Here is a 23519-nt window from a genome sequence, read left to right as displayed (position 1 = left end):
CCGAACCCCTCGTCGGGAGCCTTGATGAAACTCGGGTTACAACTGCCCCAGCGCGCCGCGGCCGTGAAGGCCGCGGACCTCACCGCGTTCGCCCGCGACGCCGAACAGGCCGGCTACGCGAGCCTGTGGGCGTACGAACGGGTGCTCTTCCCCCTTCAGCCGGCCGACGGCATGTACGGCGTGCCGGGGCTGCCCTGGGATCCGTACTACCAGGACTGCGCCGATCCGCTGACCGTGCTGGGCATGGCCGCGGCCGTCACCGAACGGGTCCGCCTGGGGACCGCGCTGCTGGTCGCGCCGCTGCACCACACCCTGCTCCTGGCCCGGGCGCTGGCCACCCTGGACGTGGCCACCGGCGGCGGGCGGGTGGTGGCCGGGCTCGGCGGCGGCTGGTCCACCGACGAGTACCGGGCGATCGGCGCGGACTTCACCGCCCGCGGACGGTCCATGGACGAGACAGCGCAGGCCCTGCGCGCTCTGTGGGGGCCCGACCCCGTCACCTACCGCAACAGCGCCATCTCGATCGACCACGCCCTGGTCAACCCCAAGCCCGCCGGGCCGATCCCGCTGGTCTTCGGCGGCTCCAGCCCCGCCGCGTTCCGGCGGATCGCCGCGCACGGCGACGGCTGGTTCCCCGTCGGCACCACCGGCGAACCGCTGGCCGCGGCCTGGCGGCGGCTGCGGGAGCTGACCGAGGCGACCGGCCGCGACCCCGACCGGCTCCTGCTGCTGCCGGTCGCGATCGTCCACCTGAGCGACCGGCCGGCCGGGGCGGACCGGATGCCGTTCCAGGGCAGCCTCGACCAGGTGCTGGACGACCTGGCCGGCGCGGCGAAGGCCGGCGCCCACGAGGCGATCCTCTCCCTGGACCGCACCCCCGGCGACCCGGCCGCCACCGACCCGGCCGCCCTGGCCGAACGCGCCGCCGCACTGCACACCGCGGCCCGCTCGGCCGGACTGCTCGACTGAAAGATCGCCTGATCGGCTGAAGCCCTGCGGCACGGGGCACAGGGGGCAAGGCCCGGGGCAGGTCGCACCGGCCCGGCCCCGGGCCGGGTCACCTCACCCCACCGCCGCATCGCACGTCATGTGACGCCGGAGCACGTCACGCCGAGTCAGGTCGGCCGACGGGTCAGATCACCTCGGGTCAGGTGAGCAGCCAGGTCCTCCGTTCGATGGCGCCGCTGTCGTCGACGGAGAACTCGAAGACCGACAGCAGGCCGTCCAGGCCCGCCAGTTCACCGGTGGCGTTCTCGGTGATGACCGAGCCGCGGTACGTGCGCTCGTCGTCGGTGCCGAGCCGGCCGGCACCGAAACCGCGCCAACTGGCCAGGCCCGCCCCGTTGTCGGTCTTCAGGCCGCCCATCCACTCGCTGTACAGCCCGCCGCCGGGCCGGGCGATCGACCAGTACGTGCCGATGCTCGTGTACGGCTGCCCGCCGTACATGCCGTGGGCCTCGAAGGTGACCTCCACCTTGATCGCCCCGCCCTCGACGGAGACCACCCGGCGGCTGATGGTCCGCCCCTGCTCCTCGGTCAGTAACCCGCCCACGGTGATCGCCATGTGCCACCCGCTCCCGTCGCAATCCTCGAAACAGCCGCCTGCGCCGGCGGCGCGCTTGCGTCACGCAAGCATGCCAGGCGGGCCGGGCCCCCGCCACAACCGACGCAACCCGCACAAACCGGCGGCTCCCGTCAGGGGCCGACCGGGGGACGGATGGGGACGGATGGGGGGACGGGTGGGGCGGGGTGGCTCAGGGCGTCCGGCCGTGGCGGCGGGAAAGCGCGGAGCCGGCCAGCGAGTTGTGGACGGTGAAGGCGACGGTGCCGGGCAGGTAGCGGTCCTCGGACCATTCCACCGGCGTGCCGGCCGGGTCGGTGGAGCGGCGGCGTTCGCGCAGCAGGGGCGCGCCGGGCGGGCAGTCCAGCAGCCGCGCGTCGTCGGCGTCGGCCGTGGTCACGTCGATGGTGTGGTCGGCGTCGGCGAAGACCACGCCCTGCTCCTGCAGGGGCTCGGTGTGCGAGACCGCGTCCGGGGGGATCGCCGCGGCCAACTCCCCCACCCACAACGGGTACAGGGACCGCTCCACCATCACCGGGCGGCCCGACAGGGTGCGCACCCGCAGCACCAGGACGACCTGCGCGCCGGCCTCCAGCCGCAGCTGCTCGCGCTCCTCGGCGTCGGCCGGGCGCCGCTCGACGCGCTCCACCCGCCCGCCGGGTTCCTCGCCCAGGGAGCGCGCCCAACTGGTGAAGCTCACCAGTTCGGCGAAGCTCTGCACCCGGGCGGTGCCCAGCACCACGCGCCGGGTGCCGCGCCGGGAGGTGACCAGGCCGTCGGCGCGCAGCGCCCCCAGCGCCTGGCGGATGGTGCCGCGGGAGACGCCGTACCGCTCGGCCAGCGCGCTCTCGGCCGGCAGCCGGCCGCCGGACCCGTACTCGCCGGCCGCTATCGCCTCGCGCAGATCGGCCGCGACCTTGCGGTACAGGGTGCCCTTCGCCGGCTCCGCACTCCCGTCCTGCAAGATCCCTCCTCTGTCGGCTCCGTCAGCTCTGTCGGCTCACGGGGCACCACCGGCCCCGCTGGACCCTATCCGCTCCCCGCCCGCCGCGCGCCACCCCCGGGCGCCCCCCGGGCGCCCCCCGGGCGCCCCCCGGACACCTGTCCGGGCGGCCCTGCGGCGGCCCTTGGGGGGGCCGTGGCGTCCGGTAGCCGGGCGGCTACAAGCGGACGGCGAGATTCCTGTTCCATCCCCCGGCCGTCGCCCGGCCGTTCATCTTCCGGCCACCGGCGTCCGGCGTACTGACCCAAGTTGTACAGCCAACATGTTGTACAGCCAACATCGGTGCTCCGTCGACGGCCCGGGGGAAACTCCGCCGCTCGCACGTTCCCCCCTGGAGGACATTCCCGTGACAGCCCCCCGTTTGCGAGCCGCGGCCGTGGCCGCCGGGCTCGCCGCCGCGGCCCTGGCGCTTTCCGCCTGCGGTTCCGAGACCTCGGCCTCCCACGCCGGCAGCGGCGGCACGAACGCGGCCACCGCCACCTCCGCCGCGGACTTCGGCGGCATGGACGCTCTGGTGGCCGCCGCGAAGAAGGAGGGCACCCTCAACGCGATCGCCCTGCCGCCGGACTGGGCCAACTACGGCGCGGTGATCGCCGCGTTCGAGAAGAAGTACGGCATCAAGGTGTCGGACGAGAACCCGGACGGCTCCAGCCAGGACGAGATCAACGCGATCACCTCCCGCAAGGGCCAAAACCGCGCCCCGGACGTGGTGGACCTGGGCAACTCCTTCGCGCTGAGCGCCGCGGCCCAGGGCATCCTCGCCCCGTACAAGGTCGCCTCCTGGGACGACATCCCGCAGGCCCAGAAGGACCCGGGCGGCCTTCGCTACGACGACTACGGCGGCTACGTGTCGATCGGCTGCGACGCCAAGGCCGTCAAGGTCTGCCCGACCACCTTCGCGGAGCTGCTGGGGCCGCAGTACAAGGGCAAGGTGGCGCTCAACGGCGACCCGACCAAGTCCGGTTCGGCCTTCGGCGGGGTCTTCGCGGCGGCGCTGGCCAGCGGCGGGTCGCTGGACGACATCCAGCCCGGCCTGGACTTCTTCCACAAGCTCAAGGCGAACGGCAACTTCAACCCGGTGGAGTCCACCCCGGCGACCGTCGAGAAGGGCGAGACGCCGATCAGCATCGACTGGGACTACCTGAACGCCGGCTACGCCAAGGAGTTCGCGGCCAAGGGCCTGGACTGGAAGGTGTCGGTGCCCTCCGACGGCCAGTACGCGCAGTACTACAGCCAGGCCATCAACAAGGACGCCCCGCACCCGGCCGCCGCCCGCCTGTGGGAGGAGTTCCTCTACAGCCCCCAGGGCCAGAACCTGTGGCTGCAGGGCTTCTCCCGGCCCGCGGAGATGCCGGCGATGACGACCAAGGGCACCGTGGACCAGCAGGCGGCCGCCAAGCTGCCCGCGGTCACCGGCACCCCGTCCTTCCCGACCTCCGCCCAGGTCGACGCGGCCCAGAAGGCCGTGCTCGCCGGCTGGTCCAAGGCCGTGAGCTGACAGCGGCGATGACCACGGCCCGCGCCGCGGCGCCGTCCTCCGCCGCCGGCCCCTCCCGACAGGGGGCCGGCGGCGGCCCGGCCGCCGCCACCACTGATGCTGCACCGCGTGCACCTCGCAAGGACGTCCCCCGCCGCCGGCCGCGCAACGCCGGCTGGCTGGCCGTCCTGCCCCTGATCGTCTTCGTGCTCGTCGTCTTCGGACTGCCCGCCTTCGCGATCGTCACGGGCGCGTTCAAGACCGCGCCCGGCGCCCCCGGCGGCGTGCACTGGACCACCGGCAACCTCACCCAGTCGGTGCACGGCGCCTACCTGACCGCGCTGTGGGGCAGCGTGCGGCTGTCCGCCCTGACCGCCGCGCTCGGCGTGGTGCTCGGCCTGCCGCTGGCCCACGCGGTCCTCACCTCGCCCCTGCGCGCCCTGCGCGAGGCCGTGCTGGCCGCCTCCGGGGTGCTGGCCAACTTCGGCGGGGTGCCGCTGGCCTTCGCGTTCGTGGCCACCCTGGGCAACTCCGGCGAGCTGACCCGAGCCCTGGACCTGACCGGGCACGGCTGGAGCCTGTACTCCTTCACCGGCCTGACGGTGGTCTACCTGTACTTCCTGGTGCCGCTGATGGTGCTCACCATCACCCCCGCGCTGGAGGGCCTGCGCACCCAGTGGCGGGAGGCGGCGCAGAACAACGGCGCCACCACCGGCCAGTACTGGATCCACGTCGCCCTGCCCGTCCTGGCGCCCTCCCTGCTGGGCGGCTTCGTGCTGCTGTTCGGCAGCGCGTTCGCCGCCTACGCCACCGCCGCGGCGATCGTGGGCAGTTCGGTGCCGCTGATCACCCTGCAGATCGCCAATGCCCTGTCCGGGAACGTCCTGGCCGGCCAGGGCAACGTGGCCCTGGCCCTGAGCCTGGACATGATCGTGATCGCCGGCGCCGTCATGGCCCTGTACATCCCGCTGCAGCGCAGGAGCGCACGATGGCTGCACTGACCCCGCCCGCCACCCGAACCGGCACCGGCGCCTCCTCGCCCGCGCCGGCCCGTCCCCGTACGCGCGGCGGCGGAGGCCGCAGGGGCCGGCCGCGGCTGTGGCGCGGCCTGGTCGCGCTGATCGCCGCGGTGTACTTCCTCGGGCCGATGGCCTTCGCGGTGCTGTTCACCGTGGACGTGCCGCGCCAGGGCTGGACCCTGGACTCCTACCGCGGCATCCTGGGCGCCCCGGGCTTCTGGCCGGGCCTGCGGCTGACCCTGGAGCTGGCGGCCGCCACCATCGCCGTCACCCTCCTGCTGCTCGTGCCCGCCCTGATCGCGGTCCGGCTGACCGCGCCCAGGCTGCGCGTCCTGGTCGAAGTGCTGTGCTCACTGCCGCTGGTGGTCCCCGCGGTCGCACTGACCGCGGGCATCAGCTCGGTGCTGCGCTGGGGCCCGGACGACTTCGCCGACACCCCGCTGTTCCAGACCTTCAACGCCGTCCAGAACCCCGGCTTCCCCGTGGTGCTGCTGCTCGCCTACGTCCTGATGGCCCTGCCGCTGGCCTACCGGACCCTGGACGCGGGCCTGCGCGCACTGGACCTGGCCACCCTGGTCGAGGCCGCCCGCAACCTGGGGGCGAGCTGGCCGCGGACCGTCGTCCAGGTCGTCCTGCCCAACCTGCGCGGCGCCCTGCTGAACACCGCCTTCCTCACCCTGGCCCTGGTCCTCGGCGAGTACACCGTCGCCTCCATCCTCGGCTACCAGCCCTTCGCGGTGTGGATCGTCTCCCTCGGCGGCAGCGACGCCCAGGTCTCGGTGGCCGTCTCCGTCCTCAGCCTCGTCCTGACCTGGCTCCTGTTGCTGCTGCTCGCCGCCGCCGGACGCGCCCGGCGCCTCCCCCGCCTGCCCCGCAGGCACCGCGCCGCCGCCGACCCCGCCGCCGACCCCACTACTGCGGACCTGAATGCCCGTCCCACCGTCCGGGAGAACTCGTGACCGCCACCACCGCGCCCACCCCGCCCGCGCCCGCCGGCCCCGCCACCGCGGCAGGCGCCGGCGCCACCGTGGAGTTCCGCGGGCTGCACCGCCGCTTCGGCGCCACGGTCGCCCTCGAGGGCCTGGACCTGACCGCACGTCCCGGCGAACTGCTGGCGCTGCTCGGGCCGTCCGGCTGCGGCAAGACCACCGCGCTGCGAATGCTGGCCGGCTTCGAGCACCCCGACGCCGGCGAGGTCCTGGTCGACGGCAAGGACATCACGGGCGTGGCCGCCCACCGGCGCGGCACCGGCATGGTCTTCCAGTCCTACAGCCTCTTCCCGCACCTGACGGCCGCCGAGAACGTCGCCTTCGGGCTGCGGATGCGCGGCACCGGCAAGACGCAGCGGCAGCGCCGCGCGGCCGAACTGCTGGACCTGGTGGGCCTGGCCCACCTGGCCGGCCGGTTCCCGCACCAGATGTCCGGCGGGCAGCAGCAGCGGGTGGCGCTGGCCCGCGCCCTGGCGCTGCAGCCCCGGGTCCTGCTGCTGGACGAGCCGCTGTCCGCGCTGGACGCCAAGGTCCGCCTCGCCCTGCGCGAGGAGATCCGCCGGCTCCAGCAGGACCTGGGGATCACCACCTTGTTCGTCACCCACGACCAGGAGGAGGCCCTGTCGATGGCCGACCGGGTCGCCGTACTGCGCGCCGGACGCCTGGAACAGGTCGCCGCACCCGCCCAGTTGTACGCGCGGCCGGCCACCGCCTTCGTCGCCGAGTTCGTCGGCACGATGAGCCGTATCCCCGCGGCCCGCTCCGGCACGGACCGGGTGCAGGTGCTGGGCGTACGGCTGCCGGTGGACGGCGACCTGCCCGCCGACGGCGAACTGGACGTCCTGGTACGGCCCGAGGCCCTGCGGATGAGCGCCGACCCGCGCGGCACCGCCACCGTGATGGGCGCCTCCTTCCTCGGCGCGACCACCCGCCTCACCGTGCGGCTGGCCGACGGCACCGAGGTCAAGGCCGACCTGCCCACCGACACCGCGGCCGGCCTGCCCGTCGGCTCCCCCGCCACCGTCGCGCTGCCGGACCGCCCGGTACTGGTGGACCGCCGCCGCACCCCCTGACACACACCCCCGACCCGCCCCCTGACGCAGCGCCCGGCGACGGACGCCGCGGCACGCGACGCCCCCCGCGGGGCCGCCTGCCGCGGCGCCCGGCCACGCGCTGCGCGGCCCGCGAGACGCCCGCGACCCGGGCAGCGACCGGGCGCCGCCACGGCCGTACCCCGGCCGTACGGCCGCCCGCGCGCCGGGCCGCGGCTTCCCGCGACACCCCTTGAGGAACGTACCGAGTGCACTCCCGTACCACCCCGGTCCCGCCCGCCGCCGTCCTGTTCGACATGGACGGCACCCTCGTCGACACCGAGCACCTGTGGTGGCAGACCGTCGCCGAGACCGCCCGCGCCCTGGGACACCGGGCCACCGACGCCGACCTGCCGGACGTGCTGGGCCGCCCCGTCGCGCACACCGCCGGCCACCTGCACCGCGCCACCGGCGGGACCGTGCCCCAGGCGCGGATCGCCCACGACCTGGAAGCCGCCTTCACCGCCCGCGTCGCCACGCAGGCCCGGCCCCGCCCGGGCGCACTGACGCTGCTCGCCCGGCTGCGGGCCGCCGGCATCCCCGCGGCCCTGGTCACCGCCTCGCCGCGGCACGTGGCCGACGTGGTGCTGCGCACTCTGGGCGCGCACTGGTTCGCGCTGACCGTGGCCGCCGAGGACACCGCCCGCACCAAACCCGACCCCGACCCCTACCTGCGGGCGGCCGAACTGCTCGGCGTGGCACCCGGGGACTGCGTGGTGGTCGAGGACAGCCCGGTCGGACTGGCCGCCGCCCTGGCCGCGGGCTGCGCGGCGATCGCGGTGCCCTCCACCGTCCCCATCCCCCCGGGGCCCGGCGTGGTCGTCGTCGCGAGTTTGGAGGACGTCGACCTGGCGCTGCTGTCCGCGCTCGCCACCGCCGGGACCTGACCCGCGCCCGAAAAAACCCGCCGGGAACCATGGGGAGCCCCGGGGAGCCCACCTGGGAACCAACGGGAGTACGAGGAGCCACCGTTGCCGTATCTGCTGCTCGCCCTCGCCATCGCCTGCGAGGTCTGCGCCACCAGTTGTCTGAAACTCACCGACGGCTACACGCGGTTGTGGCCCACCCTCGCGGTCGCCGCCGGCTACGTGCTGTCGTTCGTGCTGCTGGGCCGGGCGCTGACCCGTATCCCCGTCTCGATCGCCTACGCGGTCTGGTCCGGGGCGGGCACCGCGGCGGTCGCCGTCATCGGGGCGGCGGCCTTCGGCGAAACCCTGGGCCGGCCGCAGTGGACGGGCATCGCCCTGGTCATCGCCGGGGTCGTGGCACTGAACTTCCACGGCGCCGCCTGACCCGCACACCGGGCCCGCACCACCGGCCCGCGCTCCCCGGCCCCCTGCGACGACGGCCCGGTTCCCCGGCCGGCCCGGCTGCCCGGGGTGACTTTTCGGCCACCGACCGGCCGCAGGCCACACGCGGTTCACGCGGCCGTTGCGGGCGGGCCGCTTACTGGAACGAAAGTTGTACAGCCAACTGGCCCGCGGTGGCCGCGGCCCGGCACTGCCCGGGGCCGCGGCCACCGCTCCCCCGCCGGGCCGGTACGACAGCCCGGCCCGCGCCGGGCGCCGCTGCCCCCCTGCCCCGGGCGCCCCGCCCCGGCCGTGGCGGACCGGGCAGACCGGACGGAAAGGAATCGCGTTTCCCATGCCACCCCAGCCCGCCGACGCGGCCGCCTCCAGCACCCTCGCCCTGGCATCGCCCGCCGCACCGCGCGTGGGCGACAGACTCACCTTCGCCTGGAGCACCGACAAGCCCTCCGCCAAGAACTGGATCGGCCTCTACGGCCCCGGCACCTCCCCGGGCAACGGCTCCTCCTGGGTGTGGACCTACGTGCCGCAGGCCGCCTCCGGCACCACCACCGTCGACACCCGCACCCTGGCCGGCGGCCCCTACACCGCGTACCTGCTCTACAACGACGGCAACCAGATCCTGGCCACCGCCGCGCCGGTCACCTTCACCGAGTCCGGCGACAGCCTCGCCCTGGCCACGCCCGCGCCGCACGAGGGCGAAAAGCTCACCTTCACCTGGACCACCGCCTCCGCCGACGCCAAGAACTGGATCGGCATCTACGACGGAGACCGGCAGCCCGGCAACGGCGCCTCCCTCGTATGGGCCTACTCCGCCGCCGCCTCCGGCACCCTCACCCTGGACACCTCCGGCCTGACCGGCGGCCCGTACACCGCCTATCTGCTCTACAGCGACCGGTACGCGATCCTGGCCCGCACGGCGGCGTTCTCCTTCACCCCGGTGGTGCCGCCGCACGAGGCGGTGGACGCGGTCACCGCGCCGGTCACCGCGGGCGAGAGCGTACGGGTGCCGCTGGGCAATCTGTGGATCCGCCCCGAGGGCAACAAGCCCGGCACCCCCGCCTACACCCGCATCGGCGGCGACTCCTGGCTGACCGTCAGCGGCGACGGCACCGTCACCGCCACCGCGCCGGCCCGCGCCCCCAAGCAGGCCGGCCGGATCGTGGTCGGCGTGCAGGACAGCGCCGCGGGCGCCGACACGGTGACCGTGCAGGTCCCGGTCCGCTCACCCAAGGACGACCTCACCCTCAAGGTCGCCTCGCTGAACCTGTGGGACGCCGGCGCGCACGTGGACGGGCCGCTGGAGAAGCAGGCCCGCGTGGCCTTGACCCAGAACCTGGACGTGGTGGCGCTGCAGGAGACCGGCACGGACGCCGCGCAGGCGCTCGGGCAGGCGCTGGGCTGGTACGTCCACCAGGCCCCTTCGGGCCTGGGCGTGGTCAGCCGCCACCCGCTGACGGAGGTCAGCGACCCCACGGCGGACCTGCCCGCGCTGGCCGTCACGCTGCTGCTGCCCGGCGGCGTGAAGGTGCGGCTGTGGGCGGCGCAGCTCGACGAGGCCGCCTACGGCCCCTACGCGGTGGCGGCGCACCCGGACCCGGCCGGCCTGGTCGCCGCCGAACTGGCCACCCTGCGCTACCGGCAGGCGAGGGCGCTGGCCGCCGCCATGCGCCGCGACCTGGCCTCGCACACCCCGGTGATCCTCGCGGCGGGCCTGGCCTCCCCCTCGCACCTGGACTGGACCGCGCGCACCGCCGCCGCCCACGGCGCCACCGGCGCGGTGCCCTGGCCGGTCACCCGCGCCCTGGAGCAGGCCGGCCTGACCGACGCCTTCCGCCAGGTCCACCCCGACCCGGCGGGCACGCCCGGCATCACCTGGTCGCCGGTGCGCCCCACCCACGACGACAGCGGCAACGACAGCGGCCCGGAGCCGCAGGACCGGATCGACCAGGTGCAGTACGCCGGGTCGCTGACGGTCGTGGAGGCCCACGCCCTGACGACCGGCTGGCCGCGCCCGGTGCCCGGGACCGCCGCCAACGGCTGGCCCTCCGACCATGCCGCGGCCGTCGTCACCTTCGCGCTGCGCGCCGCCCGCTGACCCGCCCTCGTACCGGACCCGCAAAGGACTCCCCCGCCATGACCCCGATCAGCCGCCGCACCTTCGTCGGCGCGGCCGCGGCCGCCGGAGCGACCGCCGCCGGACTGCCCGCCACCGCGGCCCACGCCGACACCCCGACCGATGCCGTAACCGATACCGATGCGGCCGGGCGGCACGGCAGCATCGCCGACGTCAAGCACGTCGTCGTCCTGATGCAGGAGAACCGCAGCTTCGACCACTACCTGGGCACCCTGTCCGGGGTGCGCGGCTTCGACGACAAGCAGGGCGTGGTCCTGCCCGGCAACAGCCCGGTCTTCCGCCAGCCCGACAGCGGCCGCGCCGAGGGCTATTCGCTGCCGTTCCGTTTCGACACCACCGTCTTCAAGGCGCAGGACTTCGGCGGCCTGGACCACGGCTGGGCCTCCGGCCACCTGGCGGTCAACAACGGCGCGCAGAACCGGTGGGTGGCCGCCAAGGGCCGCCTGACCATGGGCTACTTCACCCGGGACGACATCCCCTTCCAGTACGCCATGGCCGACGCCTTCACCGTGTGCGACAGCTACTTCACCTCGCTGAACGGCCCCACCGACCCCAACCGCCTGTACCTGTGGACGGGCACCGCGGGCCCCGGCACCGACGGCACGACGGGGCCGTTCACCGACAACTCGATCGTCACCGAGAACCCGGTCGGCGACTGGACGACGTACGCCGAGCGGCTCCAGGACGCCGGGATCACCTGGCGCGTCTACCACAATCCGGATGGTTCGGACAACGAGAACGGCGACTACGACGACAACGCGCTGTCGTACTTCCAGCAGTTCGTGCATGCGCCGAAGGACTCGCCGCTGTTCACGAACGCCATGACCAGGCACGACCTGTCGGCCTTCGACGCGGACTGCCGCAGCGGCCAACTGCCTGCGGTGTCCTGGCTGGTGGCCCCGTTCAACTACTGCGAGCACCCCTCCGCCGGCCCGGACTGGGGCGCGTGGTGGGTCAACCAGGCGCTGCAGTCGCTGATGGCCAACCCCGAGGTGTGGCGCAGCACCGTCTTCCTGGTGATGTACGACGAGAACGACGGCTTCTTCGACCACGTGGTGCCCCCCTACGCCGAGGCCGGCACCGCGGGCGAGTTCGTGGACGGCACCCCGATCGGCCTGGGCAGCCGGGTGCCGATGTGGGTGTGCTCGCCGTGGTCGCGCGGCGGCTGGGTCAACTCCCAGGTCTTCGACCACACCTCGGTGCTGCGGTTCCTGGAGCAGGTCACCGGGGTGCACGAGCCCAACATCTCCGCGTGGCGCCGCGCGGTGTGCGGCGACCTGACCACCTGCTTCGACTTCACCCGCCCCGACTGGAGCATCCCGCAGCTGCCCGACACCGACGAGCTGAAGGCCCGGGCGAGCGCCCAGCACGCCCTGCCGGCGGTGCAGGCCCCGGCCGACGGCAAGCAGGCCATGCCGCGGCAGGAACCGGGCGAGCGCCCGCACCGCGCCCTGCCCTACCGCCCCTGGGCGGACGTCACCGTGGACCGCCGCACCGGCACGGTCACCTGCACCATGACCAACCACGGCGGCGTGGGCTACGTGTTCACGATCCTGCCGAACATCGCCCTGCCCTTCACCGGCACCCCGTTCCTGGTCCAACCGGGCGAGGCCCGCAGCTACGTGTGGGACGCGGCCGCCAGCGACGGCGCGTACGACTTCTCGGTGTACGGCGCGGACGGCTTCGTCGGCCGCTTCTCGGGCACCGTGGTCCAGGACGGCCGGACCGACGTGGCCCTGCCCTCGGTGACCGCGCAGCTGCGCGCCGAGGGACACGCGGACGACGCCCGGGTGGAGGTCCGGCTGGTCAACGACGGCGACAGCGAGGTCACCTTCGCGCTCACCGCGAACGACTACGGCGACCAGACGCGGACCGTGCGGGTCGGCCCGCGCTCCCGGGCGACGACGACCTGGCGCGGCCAGGGCGGCCGCTACGACTTCACCGTCACCGCGGCCACCGGCACCCGCTTCGTGCGCCGGTACGCCGGAACCGTGCACGAACTCTGACCCCCTGCACGTTCATTGAGGTGGTGACGGCCGCACCCGCGGGCCCGGGCAGTAGTCCGGGCCCGCGGGTGCGGGGGTGGTCCGGGTGGTCCGGTGACGCCGGGAGGTCACGTCACCGGGCCGTTGACCGGGCCGATCAACTGCGCCGACCTATTCGGCCGTTCACTGGGTTGCGTAGACCGCCAGTTCGCTGACGGCCATCTGGCCGCCGGTCTGGCCGCCGTCGTTGGGGCGGTCGGCGACGATGCGCACCCAGCGGGCCTTGACGGGGGCATCGAGCTGGACGCCGGTGGTGCCGCCGGCGCTGTCGGTGCGGTGGGCGACCGTCCAGAAGGTGGAGCCGTCCAGCGAGACGTCGACGTGGAAGGCGGTCGCGTACTTGTCCGGCGGCATGGTCACCGACACCACGCCGACGGACTGCGGGTGCTGGAGGTCGACCTGCATCGTCCACCGGTAGCGGGCGGTGGCCTGGGCGAAGGTGGCGGGGTTGCCGTCGTCGCCGTAGGCCGGCTGGGAGTCCGGCTGCATCTGGGCCTGGGTGCCGTCGATGTACAGGGCCTGGGCCGGCCGGTTCAGGGCCGCGTTGTCGCCGCCCGGGGCGGGGGCGTAGGCGCCGATCTCGCTGATGGCCATCTGGTCGCCGCGCTGGCCCCAGTCGTCCGGCTTGTCGGCGACGACGCGCAGGTAGCGGGCGGTGACCGGGGTGGCGAAGTCGACGGGGATCGTGCCCCATCCGCTGTCGTGGACGGTGCCGACGGTGGTCCAGGAGGTGCCGTCGGCGGAGGCGTCCAGGTGGAAGTCGGTGGCGAAGTGGGCCTGCGGCATGCCCACGGTCACATAGCCCAGGGTCTGTGCCTGCTGCAGGTCGACCACGAGCTGCCAGCGGAACTGGCCGCTGGCCTGCACGTACGTGGTCCGGTCGCCGTCGGTGGCGTAGGCGGGCTGCGATTCGGGCTGGAGCTGGGCGGTGCTGCCGTCGAGGAACTGCGCCTGGGCGGGCTTGTGCGCGGCCAGGTTCACCGGGGCGCTGCCGGCCGGCGGGGCCGCGATGGCGGTGAAGGCCGGTTCCAGGCCGGCGCCGGCCAGCAGGCTCGCGGGCACGCCCGCGCCGTCGGCGGAGACCTGCGTGTTGCCGCTGACGTCGACGTTCGCGGGGTTGCCGCAGGGCCAGTCGGGGGTGAGGTCCTCGAAGTAGTTGCCCGTGAAGGAGAAGTCGCCGTACGGGGTGGGGGCCGGTTCCTTGCAGCCGCCCATGGACGGGGTGTGGTTGCCGTAGGCGGCGTTGCCGGTCATGGTGACGTACTGGCTGCCGCCGTCGGTGTAGATGGCGTGGCCGCCGCCTCCGGCGCCGCGGATGACGTTGCCGGTGATGCGCATGCCGTCGGCCAGGGAGTCGCCCTCCTGGCCCAGCACGTAGATGCCGCCGCCGTCGTAGCGCTGCTGCATGTAGTCGTAGACCAGGTTGTCCGAGATGGTGTTGCCCGCGGTGGCGGTGGGGGTGTGGCCCCAGCCCCAGTTGGAGCTGATGCCGCTGTAGGGCACGTTGTTGACCTGGTTGTGGGTGATGGTGTCGTCGCGGGTGTAGCCCTGGAAGATGCCGACGGCGCCGGTGTACTCCACGCCGATGTTGTGGACCCAGTTGTCGGCGACCGTGTTGGCGGTGGGCAGCACGGACAGGTCCGCGGGGACGGCGTCGGTGCCGTTGCCGACCTCGATGCCGTTGCCGGACACGTCGGTGACGACGTTGCCGGTGACCGAGGTGTGCGCGGTGCCGCGGCCCAGTTCCAGGCCGGCGGCGCCCAGGTGCTGGAAGGTGTTGCCCTGAAGGGTCAGGCCGTCGGTCCAGGAGAAGGCGGCGTTGCCCGGCGGCATCGTCCAGTTGCCGTACGGGCAGGTGCCCGGGTCGGTGGTGGAGAACCGGTCGCACGAGCCCTGGTCGCGCCAGGCGTCGGTGCCGGTCAGCCGCAGGTTTGCCTGGACCTCGGAGAACCCGTCGGGCGCGTCGGGGGCGGTCCAGCCGCCGTAGGAGACGGTCAGGCCGCGCAGGACCAGGCCGCGCAGCGGGGACGCCTGGGTGCCCTGGCCGGCGATCACGGTCTGCAGGCGGGGGATCTCGGCGTCGGCGGTGGCCATCGACTGCCCGGGGCGGGGCTTGTAGTACAGCGTGTGGGCCGGCCGGTCCAGGTAGAACTCGCCCGGGTCGTTCAGGAGTTCGCGGGCGTTCTCCACGGAGCTGGGCAGGTCCGCGTTCACGCCGTACGGCTTCTTGGTGGAGTTGTCGAAGCACGGCTGCTGCATGGTGACCGTGGTCCCGGCAACCGAGGCGACCTGGCAGCGCATCTGCGTCCAGCCGACGTTGTAGACGAACTCCACGTCGGAGATGTTGCGCCAGGCGTCCAGGGCGGTGGTGGAGGTGGTGTACCCGGTGGGGGTGCGGGTGAAGCCGGTCGGGGCCGGCCCGGAGGCCCGCACCGCGCGCACCCCGTCGACGTACAACTGCCGGGTGTCGGTGCCGGCCGGCACGTTCGCCGACCACACCCCGTCCGGCCCCTGGTGCCAGCCGGCCACCCGCCGGCCGCCGCTGAGGACCGGGTGCGCGCCGGGCGCGGCCTCGTAGGTGACCGTGTGACCGCCGGTGGCCGAATCGCCCTTGGCGGCGTCGAAGGTGAGCGCGCGGCCCAGCCGGTACGTGCCGTCGGCCAGCACGACGTCGATGTCCCGGGACATCCCCGCGGTCGCGCCGCGGACCTTGGCCTGGGCGGTCTCCAGGTCGCAGGGAGCCTGCGCCGTGCAGGCCCCGCCCGCCCCGTCGGGGGCGACGGAGTAGACGATCGGCCCCGGCTGCGACGGGGCGGGTGCGGCCGCGGCCGCACCCGCGCCTGTCGCGGCGCTTGCCAGGAGGATCGGGAGGACGCCGAGGGCCGTCCGCAAGGCGGCCGGGCGCCGGGAGCGATGGTGCATGAGTGGCCTTTCCTGAACATGGCTCGGATCCATGGAGGGTGCATGGAGGCGGCGCGCCACTATTACACCTACGTGTCGCGGAGGGAAGACCCCTGTCAATTCCGGTTTCCGGGCAGGTCAATTGGGCGGAATCAGTGACCAAAAGGGGTGAACGGTCAGGGAAGGCACCCCTGATGAATCACATGCATCCCGGGTGACGGTACAGATGAATCAGGTTCATCGGGGCTGCGGGGCCGGGAGCGGCCCCATCGGGCAACTGCCGCCGGGCAGGGCGTCCCCGGCGGGCCACGCCGGGGCAGGGGCTGGGCGGCGGGGGCATGCCGGAGCCTGCCGGGCGGTCGGGGCCGGCACGTGGCGGGGCCACCGATCGGGTCGGCCGGGATGAGCACCCGTATGCACGCATGCCCTGATTATGGTGCGGCAAAAAGGGTTTGGGGGATTCGGGCGGCTATTACGGCCGGGGGCGGGGGAATTGCGCGTATGACGCGGTCCGCCGACCTTTCCCCCCTCCCGCGCCCCGGGTGCGGCGGGGCACTGTCTGCGCAGGTCACCGTTATCCGATGGGGATTGTCAGAGGCGGCTGTTAGCGTCCTTCGTGATCGTCGGCGGGGGGCCGGCCACGTTTTGTGCCGTAGTGGCCGGCGACGGGCCGGGGGGCCTTCCGCCGGGGGTCGGCGACTTCCGGACCGGCCGGAATCGCATCACATTCCCAAGGGGTGGAAAAATGACAAGACGCTGGGAAATCCGGGACAGCATGGGCCGCGCGGCGGCGGTGCTGGGCACGGTGCTTCTCCTGACGTTCGGGCTGGGCGCGCTGAGCGTGCCGGCCCACGCCGTCCAGGCGCAGACCGGGTCGCTGACCTTCAGCGGGGATCCGGGCGAGTACATGTCGGGCGGCCAGTCGTACGCCTACGACGCGGCGAGCGCCCAGATGTTCGACATCTCGGGGTCCAATGACCACAACGGGGTCGACGTCACCGTCGTGGCGGCCGACGGCACCCGCTCCTCGCTGTTCATGTTCGCCCCCAAGGGGCAGACGCTGACCGCGGGCACCTACACCGGGGCGCTGCGCTGGCCCTACGTCACCGCCCAGGACCCGGAGCTGCTGTTCGACACCGGTGACCGGTCGTGCAGCACCAGCACCGGCTCCTTCACTATCTCCCGCGTGGAGTTCGGGTCCTACGGCTACGTGAAGGCACTGGACGCCTCCTTCGAGCAGTACTGCAACGGGTCCGCGCTGGCCCTGCGCGGCGAGGTCCACCTGACCACTCCCCCGCCGCCGCCCGCCCTCACCATCGCCGTGACCACCGACCCGCAGGGCACGATCGACGGCCAGGACGGCCAGCCGACCCTCACCGGCACGGTGACCTGCAACAAGCCCACGCAGTTCACCCTCAACGGCAATGTCGTCCAGGCGGACCTGCAGCCGCAGCCGGCGGTCAACTGGTTCGAGAACGTCACCGTGGACTGCGCCCCCGGGGCGCCGGTCCCTTGGACGATCGTCCTGGCCGACTACACCTCCGCGGTCAGGTTCCGCCCGGGCGCGGCCCAGGTGTCGGTCAGGGGCACCGCCCCCGACCGCGACTACCCCGTCACGCTCACCACCGGCGACCAGGTCAGCACGGTCGAGCTCACCGCGGCCTGAGCCCCGGCCCGTTGCCGGCCAGTTGCTGGTCCATTGCTGGTCCGTTGCTGGTCCGTCCGGCAGCGGCCGGGGAGCCTGCGGCCGTCCCGCCCGGACCGGGTGTGTCCGGGCGGGACGGCCCGCCCATGCCGGGGGCCGGGGATCAGGGCAGGGGCTGGACCCGGGCCTGCGTCGCCACGTGCGGCAGGTGGGTGCGGTGGCGGGGCAGGTCGAAGGCCGCGGTCAGGTCGGGCAGGTGGGGGCCGAGGGCGGCGCAGCGCTGCTCGGCGGCGGCGCGCAGGGCGGCGGCGTCCTGCGGGGTCAGGTGCCCGGAGGCGATGAGTTCGGCGGCGTGCGGGCGGATCTGCTCCAGCAGGAACAGCGCGCACAGCTCCCGCAGCAGCCCCGTACCGGGCCCGTGCCCGGGTAAGCGGGCGTCTTCGTGGCGGGCGGTGGCGGCGGTGAAGGCGTCCGCGGCGGCCAGGACGGCGTAGGCGTCCAGGGCCTGCATGGCGGTGGCGGCGGCGGTGTTCCACCGGCCCAGGGGGTCGCCGGGCGGGGCGGCGCGCAGCAGTGCGGCCGCCTCGGTGCGCAACTGGGCCTCGCGCACGGCCATCAGGTCGCGCAGTGCGCTGGGGTCGCCGGCGGCGGCCGCGGCGGAGCGGGCCGGGTCCGGGGCCGGTGCGCCGCCCGGTCCGGCGGCGGTCAGGCGTTCGGCGGCGGCCTTGACCCAGACCGTGAGGTTGTCGCCCTCGGCGGTGATCGCGCCCTCGATGTTGAGGGGGAACTCCGCCAGACCCGCGGCCGGGAACAGGCCGTGGGCGCCGCAGCGTTCGCGGCACTCGAGCACGATCTCCCGTGCGCGCCAGGTGTTCCACGCCTTGGTGACCGCCACCAGCCGCTCCGCTTCGGCTTCTTCGCCGTGCCCTTCGCCCGCCTGCGCGGCGATCCAGGCGGCGGTGGCGGCGCGGTGCAGAAAGGTCATGGCGTAGGCGGTGGCGGTGGCCCGGGTGAGCCGGTCCAGGTGCGAGCGGTGTGCGGTCAGCGGGACCCGGCGCCGGCCGGTCAGGTCGGAGGTGCGGCGCTCGGTGGCGTAGGCGACGGCGATGGCCAGGGCGGCGCGGGCCCCGCCCACCCCGCACGCGCTCATGCACAGCTTGCCGGTGGTCACCCGGTGAATAGCGTGCAGGAAGCGGCGGCGCCTGCTGCCGTAGCGCGACACGAGGCCGCCGTCGGCGGTCAGCCGTCCGTGCGGGCCCTGGAGCAGGGCGTGGCGGGGCAGTGGCAGGTGGTCGAAGCTGGTCAGGCAGTGGTCCACCGGGGTGCCGGTGCGCCGGGGCAGGGCCTGCACGCTCACGCCCGGGCGCGGGCCGTGGGCGTCGGTGAGGCGGACCAGGAAGAGGAAGACGCCCTGGTCCGTGCCGTCGCTGATCAGCCGGGCGGCCACCACGGCGGTCTTGGGGCCGCCGGCCGCGCTGGTGTTGGGCATGAACTTGGCCGCGCCCGGGTGCGGGGTGGTCAGTACGAAGCCGCCGGCGGCCGGGTCGTGCACGGCGGTGGTCTCCAGTGCCGCCGCGTCGTTGCCGTGGTCGGCTTCCGTGCACAGGAACGTGCCGATCCGCTCCAGCGCCGCCTCCCGTTCCAGCTCCCGCGCCGGATCCGGGTCGTGGTCGAGCACGCTGCCCCAGAACAGGTTGTAGTGGATGCCCGCCACCGTCGCAAGCGAGCCGTCGACCACCGCGGTCCATTCGTGCATCGCCGCCAGCCGCGCCGCATCCGCGGCCAGCGCCCGCGGATCGCCGGCCGTACCCGAGAGCAGCCGCAGCCGCTCATAGGTACGCTCCACGCTCCGCCGCTCGGACAGGTCCCCGCAGTAGTCGAAGGCCCCGTCCGCGATCAGCGCCCGCCAGCCGTCGTGCCCGGCCCGCCCGGCCGGCTCCTCGAACAGCACCTCGCGCAAAAACGCCGGGACCGGCGGCAGCGGTTCCCCGGCGACAGGTATCTCGTCAACAGTAGTCACATGTGACGCCAACTCCCCCGCCCGGCCGCCGGACACGGCCGGGCGGCCCCGCCGGGGCCGATTGCCGCCCTGGCGGGAAGAACTGCCGGTGTCGGGCCGTGCTGGTGGCGCCGCCGGGAAGTTGACGTGCCGCCGCCACCATTCGCGTACGGCGCGGACGGCGCGGCCGCGGGGGTCGGCCTCGGCATGCTCATGATGCGTGCGATATTGCGGGCCCGGTTCTCCCCCCGGGGTCGGTGGCGCGCGGGGTGCGGACACCCTGCTGGTGATGGGCGCAGGGGCGCCGCAGTACGGAGCCGCGGCGCCCTGGGCGGTCGAGCGCGGTTCGAACTGGTCGCCGCGCAGCATGCGGGCCGCGGCGGGGGATTGTGTGTCTGCTGGGGTGGTCAACGAGTTACGCGGCATTCGGTGGCCAGTAAGGTGCGCGGGGTGAATACCGATCGCCGCGCCTCGGCCGGCTTCCGTTTGATTGTCACGGGAGGCGGGACAGGCGGGCACACCTATCCGGCCCTTACTGCGATCCGCACCCTGCAAGCCCGGCTGGCGGCCGAGGGCCGAACGCTCGATGTGCTGTGGATCGGCACCGAGGACGGCCTGGAGGCACGTGTCGCTCCGGCGGAGGGCATCGCGTTCACCACTGTCGCCACCGGCAAGATCCGCCGCTCCAGCAACCCGCTGAAGATGGTGTCGCCGGCGAACGTGCGCGACATGGCCCGGGTGCCGCTGGGGGTGGCGCAGGCCCGGAAGGTCGTCGCCGGCTTCCGGCCGGACGTGGTTCTTGCCACCGGCGGGTACGTTGCCGTCCCCGCTGGTCTGGCGGCCCGCATGTGCCGCTGCCCGCTGGTCCTGCACGAGCAGACCGTCCGTCTGGGCCTGGCCAACCGCAAACTCGCGGGCTCGGCCACGCGGATCGCGGTCTCCTCGGAGTCGTCCCTGCCGCTCCTGCCGGAAGCGGTGCGGGGCATCGCGGTGGTGACCGGCAACCCGATTCGTCCGGAGGTGCTGGTCGGCCACGCGGACAAGGCGATCGCCGCCCTGGGACTGGACGGCTTCGACCGGCGTCTGCCGACGGTGTACGTCACCGGCGGCGCGCAGGGCGCGCAGCAGATCAACGAGGTCGTCATGGGCGCGCTGCCGTGGCTGCTGGAGCGGGCGAACGTGATTCACCAGTGCGGGCCGGCCAACGTCGAGGGCCTGCGCGGCCACGCGGCCGCCCTTCCCCGGGTTCTGGCCGACCGATACCACGTGACCGGGTTCGTCGGTCCCGAACTGCCCGACGTCCTGGCGCTGGCCGACGTCGTGATCTCCCGCAGTGGGGCGGGCACGCTGGCGGAGCTGACCGCGCTCGGCAAGCCCGCGGTCTTCCTTCCGCTCGCCTCGTCGGCGGGCAACGAGCAGGCGCACAACGCGCGGCACCTGCAGGAGTCGGGGGCGGCCGTCGCACTGCTCGGCGAGGTCACCGCGGACCGCCTGCGCGACGCGACCGGCCCGCTGCTGACCGACCCCGCCCGACGTGCCGCGATGGCCGAGCGCGCCCGCGCCCACGGCCGGCCGGACGCGGCCGACCGGCTCGTGGACGTGCTGCTGTCCGCCGCTACCGGCTGATCGCACGGGCCTTACGCCTGCTCGGCACGGCCGGTCGACAGGGCCCGGGTCCAATCGCTCCGGTCGCCGAGCTGGTCGTGATCCGCGGTGCGCCCCCACACGTCGCGCACCTCGTCCACGTCGGGACAGTCGACGCATCGGCCGACTGTCACCGATCGACCGGCCAGCAGTCGGCAGAACTACCCTTGGGACATGGCGACCAGCGACGACGTGACGGTTCGCGCTCTCGACGGCCAGCGGCTCGCGGGCACGCTGACGCAGCCGCGGGAAGCCTCCGCACGTGCTGTCGTGCTGGTGCACGGCGGTGGGGTCACCCGAGAAGAAGGCGGCTTCTTCACGCGCCTGGCTGACGGCCTGGCCGATGCCGGCATTGCGTCCGTGCGCTTCGACCTCCGCGGTCATGGTGCCAGCGACGGCCGCCAGGAAGAACTGACGCTCTCGATCGTCCTCAACGACATCCGGGTGATCCTGGCGTATCTCCAGGAGGCGACCGGAGCCCAGGAAATGAGCCTGCTCGGTACGAGCTTCACCGGCGGTATGTGCGCCTACTACGCAGCCAAGCAGCCGGCGGACATCGCACGGTTGGTGCTGTTCAACCCGCAGCTCAACTACAAGCGGCGGACCATCGACAACCGCCCGTTCTGGGTGGACGACCACCTGACGGACGAAGCCGCCGCCCGGCTCACCGATCAGGGATACCTCGAGCACTCGCCGACGCTCAGGCACGGACGAGCCATCTACAACGAGGTGTTCTGGCTCCGAACGCACGAGGCACTTGGCGAGGTCCGAGCGCCGACACTCATCGTGCACGGCACCAAGGACACGTTCGTGCCGGTGGACGCTTCGAGGGCGGCGGTGTCACAATTCAGCGGTCCGTGCCGGCTGATCGAAATCGACGGCGCACAACACGGATTCGCCGTCCATGACGACCCGCAATACCGCGAACCCCAAAGCCAGGAGTGGCAGGCGTTCGTCATTCGGACCACTGCGGAGTTCCTGAACGACCAAGGCTAAGCGTGCAGGGCTTCTCGCAGTGCCCGAGGGCCGGGCCGTGTCGCCCACGGGCTCAAGGTCCTCATCACTCGCCCGAGTTCCCGTTTGGTACGCAACGAGTCAGTGGCGGTCGCCACTTCCGCCGAGGCCAGTCCCACGGATGCCGCATCGTCGGGTTGTCCGGCGAGCGCCAGCGAGAAAGCACGACGGGCCAGGAAATAGCCGGTATCGCGGCGTGAAACCGTGCCGCTTGCCAGAATGTCGCCGTACAGTTCAGCCGCGCGGGCGGGTTGCCCGGCCTCGATGTAGCAACTGGCCGTTTGCAGCATCAGATTGGCGTGACTGTAATGCGGGCTGAGTTGTCGCTGGTCGTCGGACTGGCTGGCCCGGCTGAGCAGTTGGTGGGCTTCTTCAAGCCGCCGCTCGACGTCTGCCATGGGTTCACCGAGCATCGCCAGTCCGCGGGCTTCCTGCTGCTTGGCCTCCGCGAGCACTTTTACCGGTAGCTTCCACCGGTTGTGACCGGCGGCTTGGGAAAGCGTCAGCATCCGCAGCGCCTCGCGGTCGTCGTACGCCATCTGTGCCTTTTTCAGCAGCACATACCCTTGCATAGCTGGGTCGTCGGCTTCCTGCGCCCATTCCATCGCACGGTCGTACCACAGTCCGGCGATGTCCGGCCGGTGCATGTCGCGGTACAACCACCCGGCGAACTCGGCGCCGTCCGCACCGACGGACAGCAACTCCCGGCGCACGGTGGGGTTCACGTCCCGAGCGTGTTCTTCGACGGCACCCACGATGCCCAGCACGAGCGGAAGCGTGGCTCTGGGCCCTTTGGTACCGTCCTGTTTTTTCGCCGCCTCCAGTTGAGAACGGAAGTGCGCGACGACCGGACCGTCGAGGTAACGGCGGGAATCGTGCAATGCGGCGGCAACGCGCTGGAGATCGGTGGTGCTCAAGCCGGGCAAGGAAGCAACTACGCCGCCTTTGAGCAGTGACCGGCGGTCAAGGGGACTCATGGCATCTCGTTCCGTGGTGCTGAGCATGTCGCTCGCCGCGTCGGTTCCGGATGCCGACCGGTCGAGCAGGCTGCCGAGACCACTGACCGCCAGGGCGTGCGCGTTCACCGGAACGAACACCGGCCGGCCATTGACCACCACCGGCAGGAGCAGATCCCCGGTGGGTTGTGCCGTCCGGGCCGGTGGTGCTTCGGGCGCTTCCGCCGGCTTGTCGCTCGGCAACCTGAACCACAGTAGGTCGCTCGGAATCCGCAAGCTATGCGCCCAGCTCATAAGCTTGCCGAGGTCCTGCGGCGGCGTGCGAGCACTCTCGATGCGGCTCAGCTGCGCTTGGGTGAGCCCCAGCCACCCGGCGACCGTTTCCTGGGACACGACCCGTCCGTGCCACGGGTGCGTTCGGTAGGCGTGGAAGACGCTGCCGATGTGCCAACGTGCCAGTGCCTCGCGCAGCCGCTCGTCCTGCCAGAACTCCGCGGGCACCTCCGGCGGTTGAGTCGCAGCAGTGGCCTCCCGGCGACGCAGGCAGGCCGCACATACCGTGCCGCGGTTGTCGCGGGCCAGCCGCGTACCGCAGGAGCAGTACCGAGCCTGTTGCTGTGCCATTCCGTACCCCAAGGCTGCCCTGTACACGTGCCGAAGGCCGAGCTTACGGACAGTAGCCGGGCCGTGTCCGGCAGTCCATACGTCCGGCGCATGGCCACCCATGCAGC

Annotated in this window: 17 protein-coding genes; 12 read left to right on the top strand and 5 right to left on the bottom strand. The window is 73.2% G+C overall.

The window, feature by feature from the left end:
- Positions 1-24: 24 nt before the first annotated feature.
- Positions 25-969 carry a TIGR03619 family F420-dependent LLM class oxidoreductase gene (locus tag ITX44_RS18500; RefSeq protein ID WP_205358378.1) on the top strand — a complete coding sequence of 315 codons (945 nt, stop codon included), beginning with the start codon at positions 25-27 and terminating at the stop codon, positions 967-969.
- A 178-nt stretch (positions 970-1147) separates the two neighbouring features.
- Here the strand turns inward: ITX44_RS18500 and ITX44_RS18495 are convergent, their stop codons facing one another.
- The gene (locus ITX44_RS18495; RefSeq protein WP_205358377.1) at positions 1148-1564 is read right to left on the bottom strand and encodes a hypothetical protein; all 417 of its coding nucleotides are present in this window, start codon (positions 1562-1564) and stop codon (positions 1148-1150) included.
- A 190-nt stretch (positions 1565-1754) separates the two neighbouring features.
- Positions 1755-2525 (bottom strand): GntR family transcriptional regulator, encoded by a 771-nt coding sequence (locus tag ITX44_RS18490; protein WP_205358376.1) that lies wholly within the window; start codon positions 2523-2525, stop codon positions 1755-1757.
- A gap of 379 nt (positions 2526-2904) precedes the next feature.
- On the opposite strand from ITX44_RS18490, the gene ITX44_RS18485 reads away from it, so the two are divergent.
- The 8 genes from ITX44_RS18485 to ITX44_RS18450 all read left to right on the top strand — a co-directional run bounded on the left by ITX44_RS18485 (position 2905) and on the right by ITX44_RS18450 (position 12590).
- Entirely contained in the window at positions 2905-4062 is a 1158-nt protein-coding gene (locus ITX44_RS18485) for an ABC transporter substrate-binding protein (protein WP_307795367.1), read from the top strand.
- A gap of 8 nt (positions 4063-4070) precedes the next feature.
- On the top strand, positions 4071-5042 hold the full coding sequence (locus tag ITX44_RS18480; protein ID WP_205358374.1) for an ABC transporter permease: 972 nt from the start codon (positions 4071-4073) through the stop codon (positions 5040-5042).
- Positions 5030-6019, top strand: a complete 990-nt coding sequence (locus tag ITX44_RS18475) for an ABC transporter permease (protein ID WP_205358373.1) — start codon at positions 5030-5032, stop codon at positions 6017-6019. The genes ITX44_RS18480 and ITX44_RS18475 overlap by 13 nt, the downstream gene beginning before the upstream one ends.
- The gene (locus ITX44_RS18470) at positions 6016-7122 is read left to right on the top strand and encodes an ABC transporter ATP-binding protein (protein ID WP_205358372.1); all 1107 of its coding nucleotides are present in this window, start codon (positions 6016-6018) and stop codon (positions 7120-7122) included. Before ITX44_RS18475 ends, ITX44_RS18470 begins: the two co-directional genes overlap by 4 nt.
- A gap of 227 nt (positions 7123-7349) precedes the next feature.
- Complete coding sequence (locus ITX44_RS18465; RefSeq protein ID WP_307795344.1) at positions 7350-8027, top strand: HAD family hydrolase; 678 nt, start codon at positions 7350-7352, stop codon at positions 8025-8027.
- Between the two features lie 84 nt (positions 8028-8111).
- Positions 8112-8432, top strand: a complete 321-nt coding sequence (locus tag ITX44_RS18460; RefSeq protein ID WP_205358371.1) for a DMT family transporter — start codon at positions 8112-8114, stop codon at positions 8430-8432.
- Between the two features lie 352 nt (positions 8433-8784).
- Positions 8785-10545 carry an endonuclease/exonuclease/phosphatase family protein gene (locus tag ITX44_RS18455; RefSeq protein ID WP_205358370.1) on the top strand — a complete coding sequence of 587 codons (1761 nt, stop codon included), beginning with the start codon at positions 8785-8787 and terminating at the stop codon, positions 10543-10545.
- Between the two features lie 38 nt (positions 10546-10583).
- A complete protein-coding gene (locus ITX44_RS18450) occupies positions 10584-12590 on the top strand; it encodes a phosphocholine-specific phospholipase C (protein WP_205358369.1) in 2007 nt (668 codons plus the stop codon).
- Between the two features lie 162 nt (positions 12591-12752).
- On the opposite strand, the gene ITX44_RS18445 is transcribed toward ITX44_RS18450, so the two are convergent.
- Complete coding sequence (locus ITX44_RS18445; RefSeq protein ID WP_205358368.1) at positions 12753-15551, bottom strand: discoidin domain-containing protein; 2799 nt, start codon at positions 15549-15551, stop codon at positions 12753-12755.
- A 724-nt stretch (positions 15552-16275) separates the two neighbouring features.
- Here ITX44_RS18445 and ITX44_RS18440 point away from each other — a divergent pair.
- Complete coding sequence (locus ITX44_RS18440) at positions 16276-17196, top strand: hypothetical protein (protein WP_236060976.1); 921 nt, start codon at positions 16276-16278, stop codon at positions 17194-17196.
- A 142-nt stretch (positions 17197-17338) separates the two neighbouring features.
- Here ITX44_RS18440 and ITX44_RS18435 read toward each other — a convergent pair whose 3' ends face one another.
- A complete protein-coding gene (locus tag ITX44_RS18435; RefSeq protein ID WP_307795343.1) occupies positions 17339-19195 on the bottom strand; it encodes an acyl-CoA dehydrogenase family protein in 1857 nt (618 codons plus the stop codon).
- A 429-nt stretch (positions 19196-19624) separates the two neighbouring features.
- On the opposite strand from ITX44_RS18435, the gene ITX44_RS18430 reads away from it, so the two are divergent.
- Together ITX44_RS18430 and ITX44_RS18425 are read left to right on the top strand one after the other, a co-directional pair.
- Entirely contained in the window at positions 19625-20800 is a 1176-nt protein-coding gene (locus ITX44_RS18430; RefSeq protein ID WP_205358367.1) for a UDP-N-acetylglucosamine--N-acetylmuramyl-(pentapeptide) pyrophosphoryl-undecaprenol N-acetylglucosamine transferase, read from the top strand.
- Between the two features lie 192 nt (positions 20801-20992).
- On the top strand, positions 20993-21814 hold the full coding sequence (locus tag ITX44_RS18425; RefSeq protein ID WP_205358366.1) for an alpha/beta hydrolase: 822 nt from the start codon (positions 20993-20995) through the stop codon (positions 21812-21814).
- On the opposite strand, the gene ITX44_RS18420 is transcribed toward ITX44_RS18425, so the two are convergent.
- A complete protein-coding gene (locus tag ITX44_RS18420) occupies positions 21811-23412 on the bottom strand; it encodes an NsdA family TPR-like regulatory protein (RefSeq protein ID WP_236060974.1) in 1602 nt (533 codons plus the stop codon). The genes ITX44_RS18425 and ITX44_RS18420 overlap by 4 nt on opposite strands.
- Positions 23413-23519: the final 107 nt, after the last annotated feature.

Origin of the sequence: Actinacidiphila acididurans (assembly GCF_016918855.1) — a bacterium.
GTDB classification, from domain to species: Bacteria; Actinomycetota; Actinomycetes; order Streptomycetales; family Streptomycetaceae; genus Actinacidiphila; species Actinacidiphila acididurans.
The sequence above is the reverse complement of the archived record's forward strand: the minus strand, read 5'-3'. Positions and strand labels throughout refer to the sequence as shown.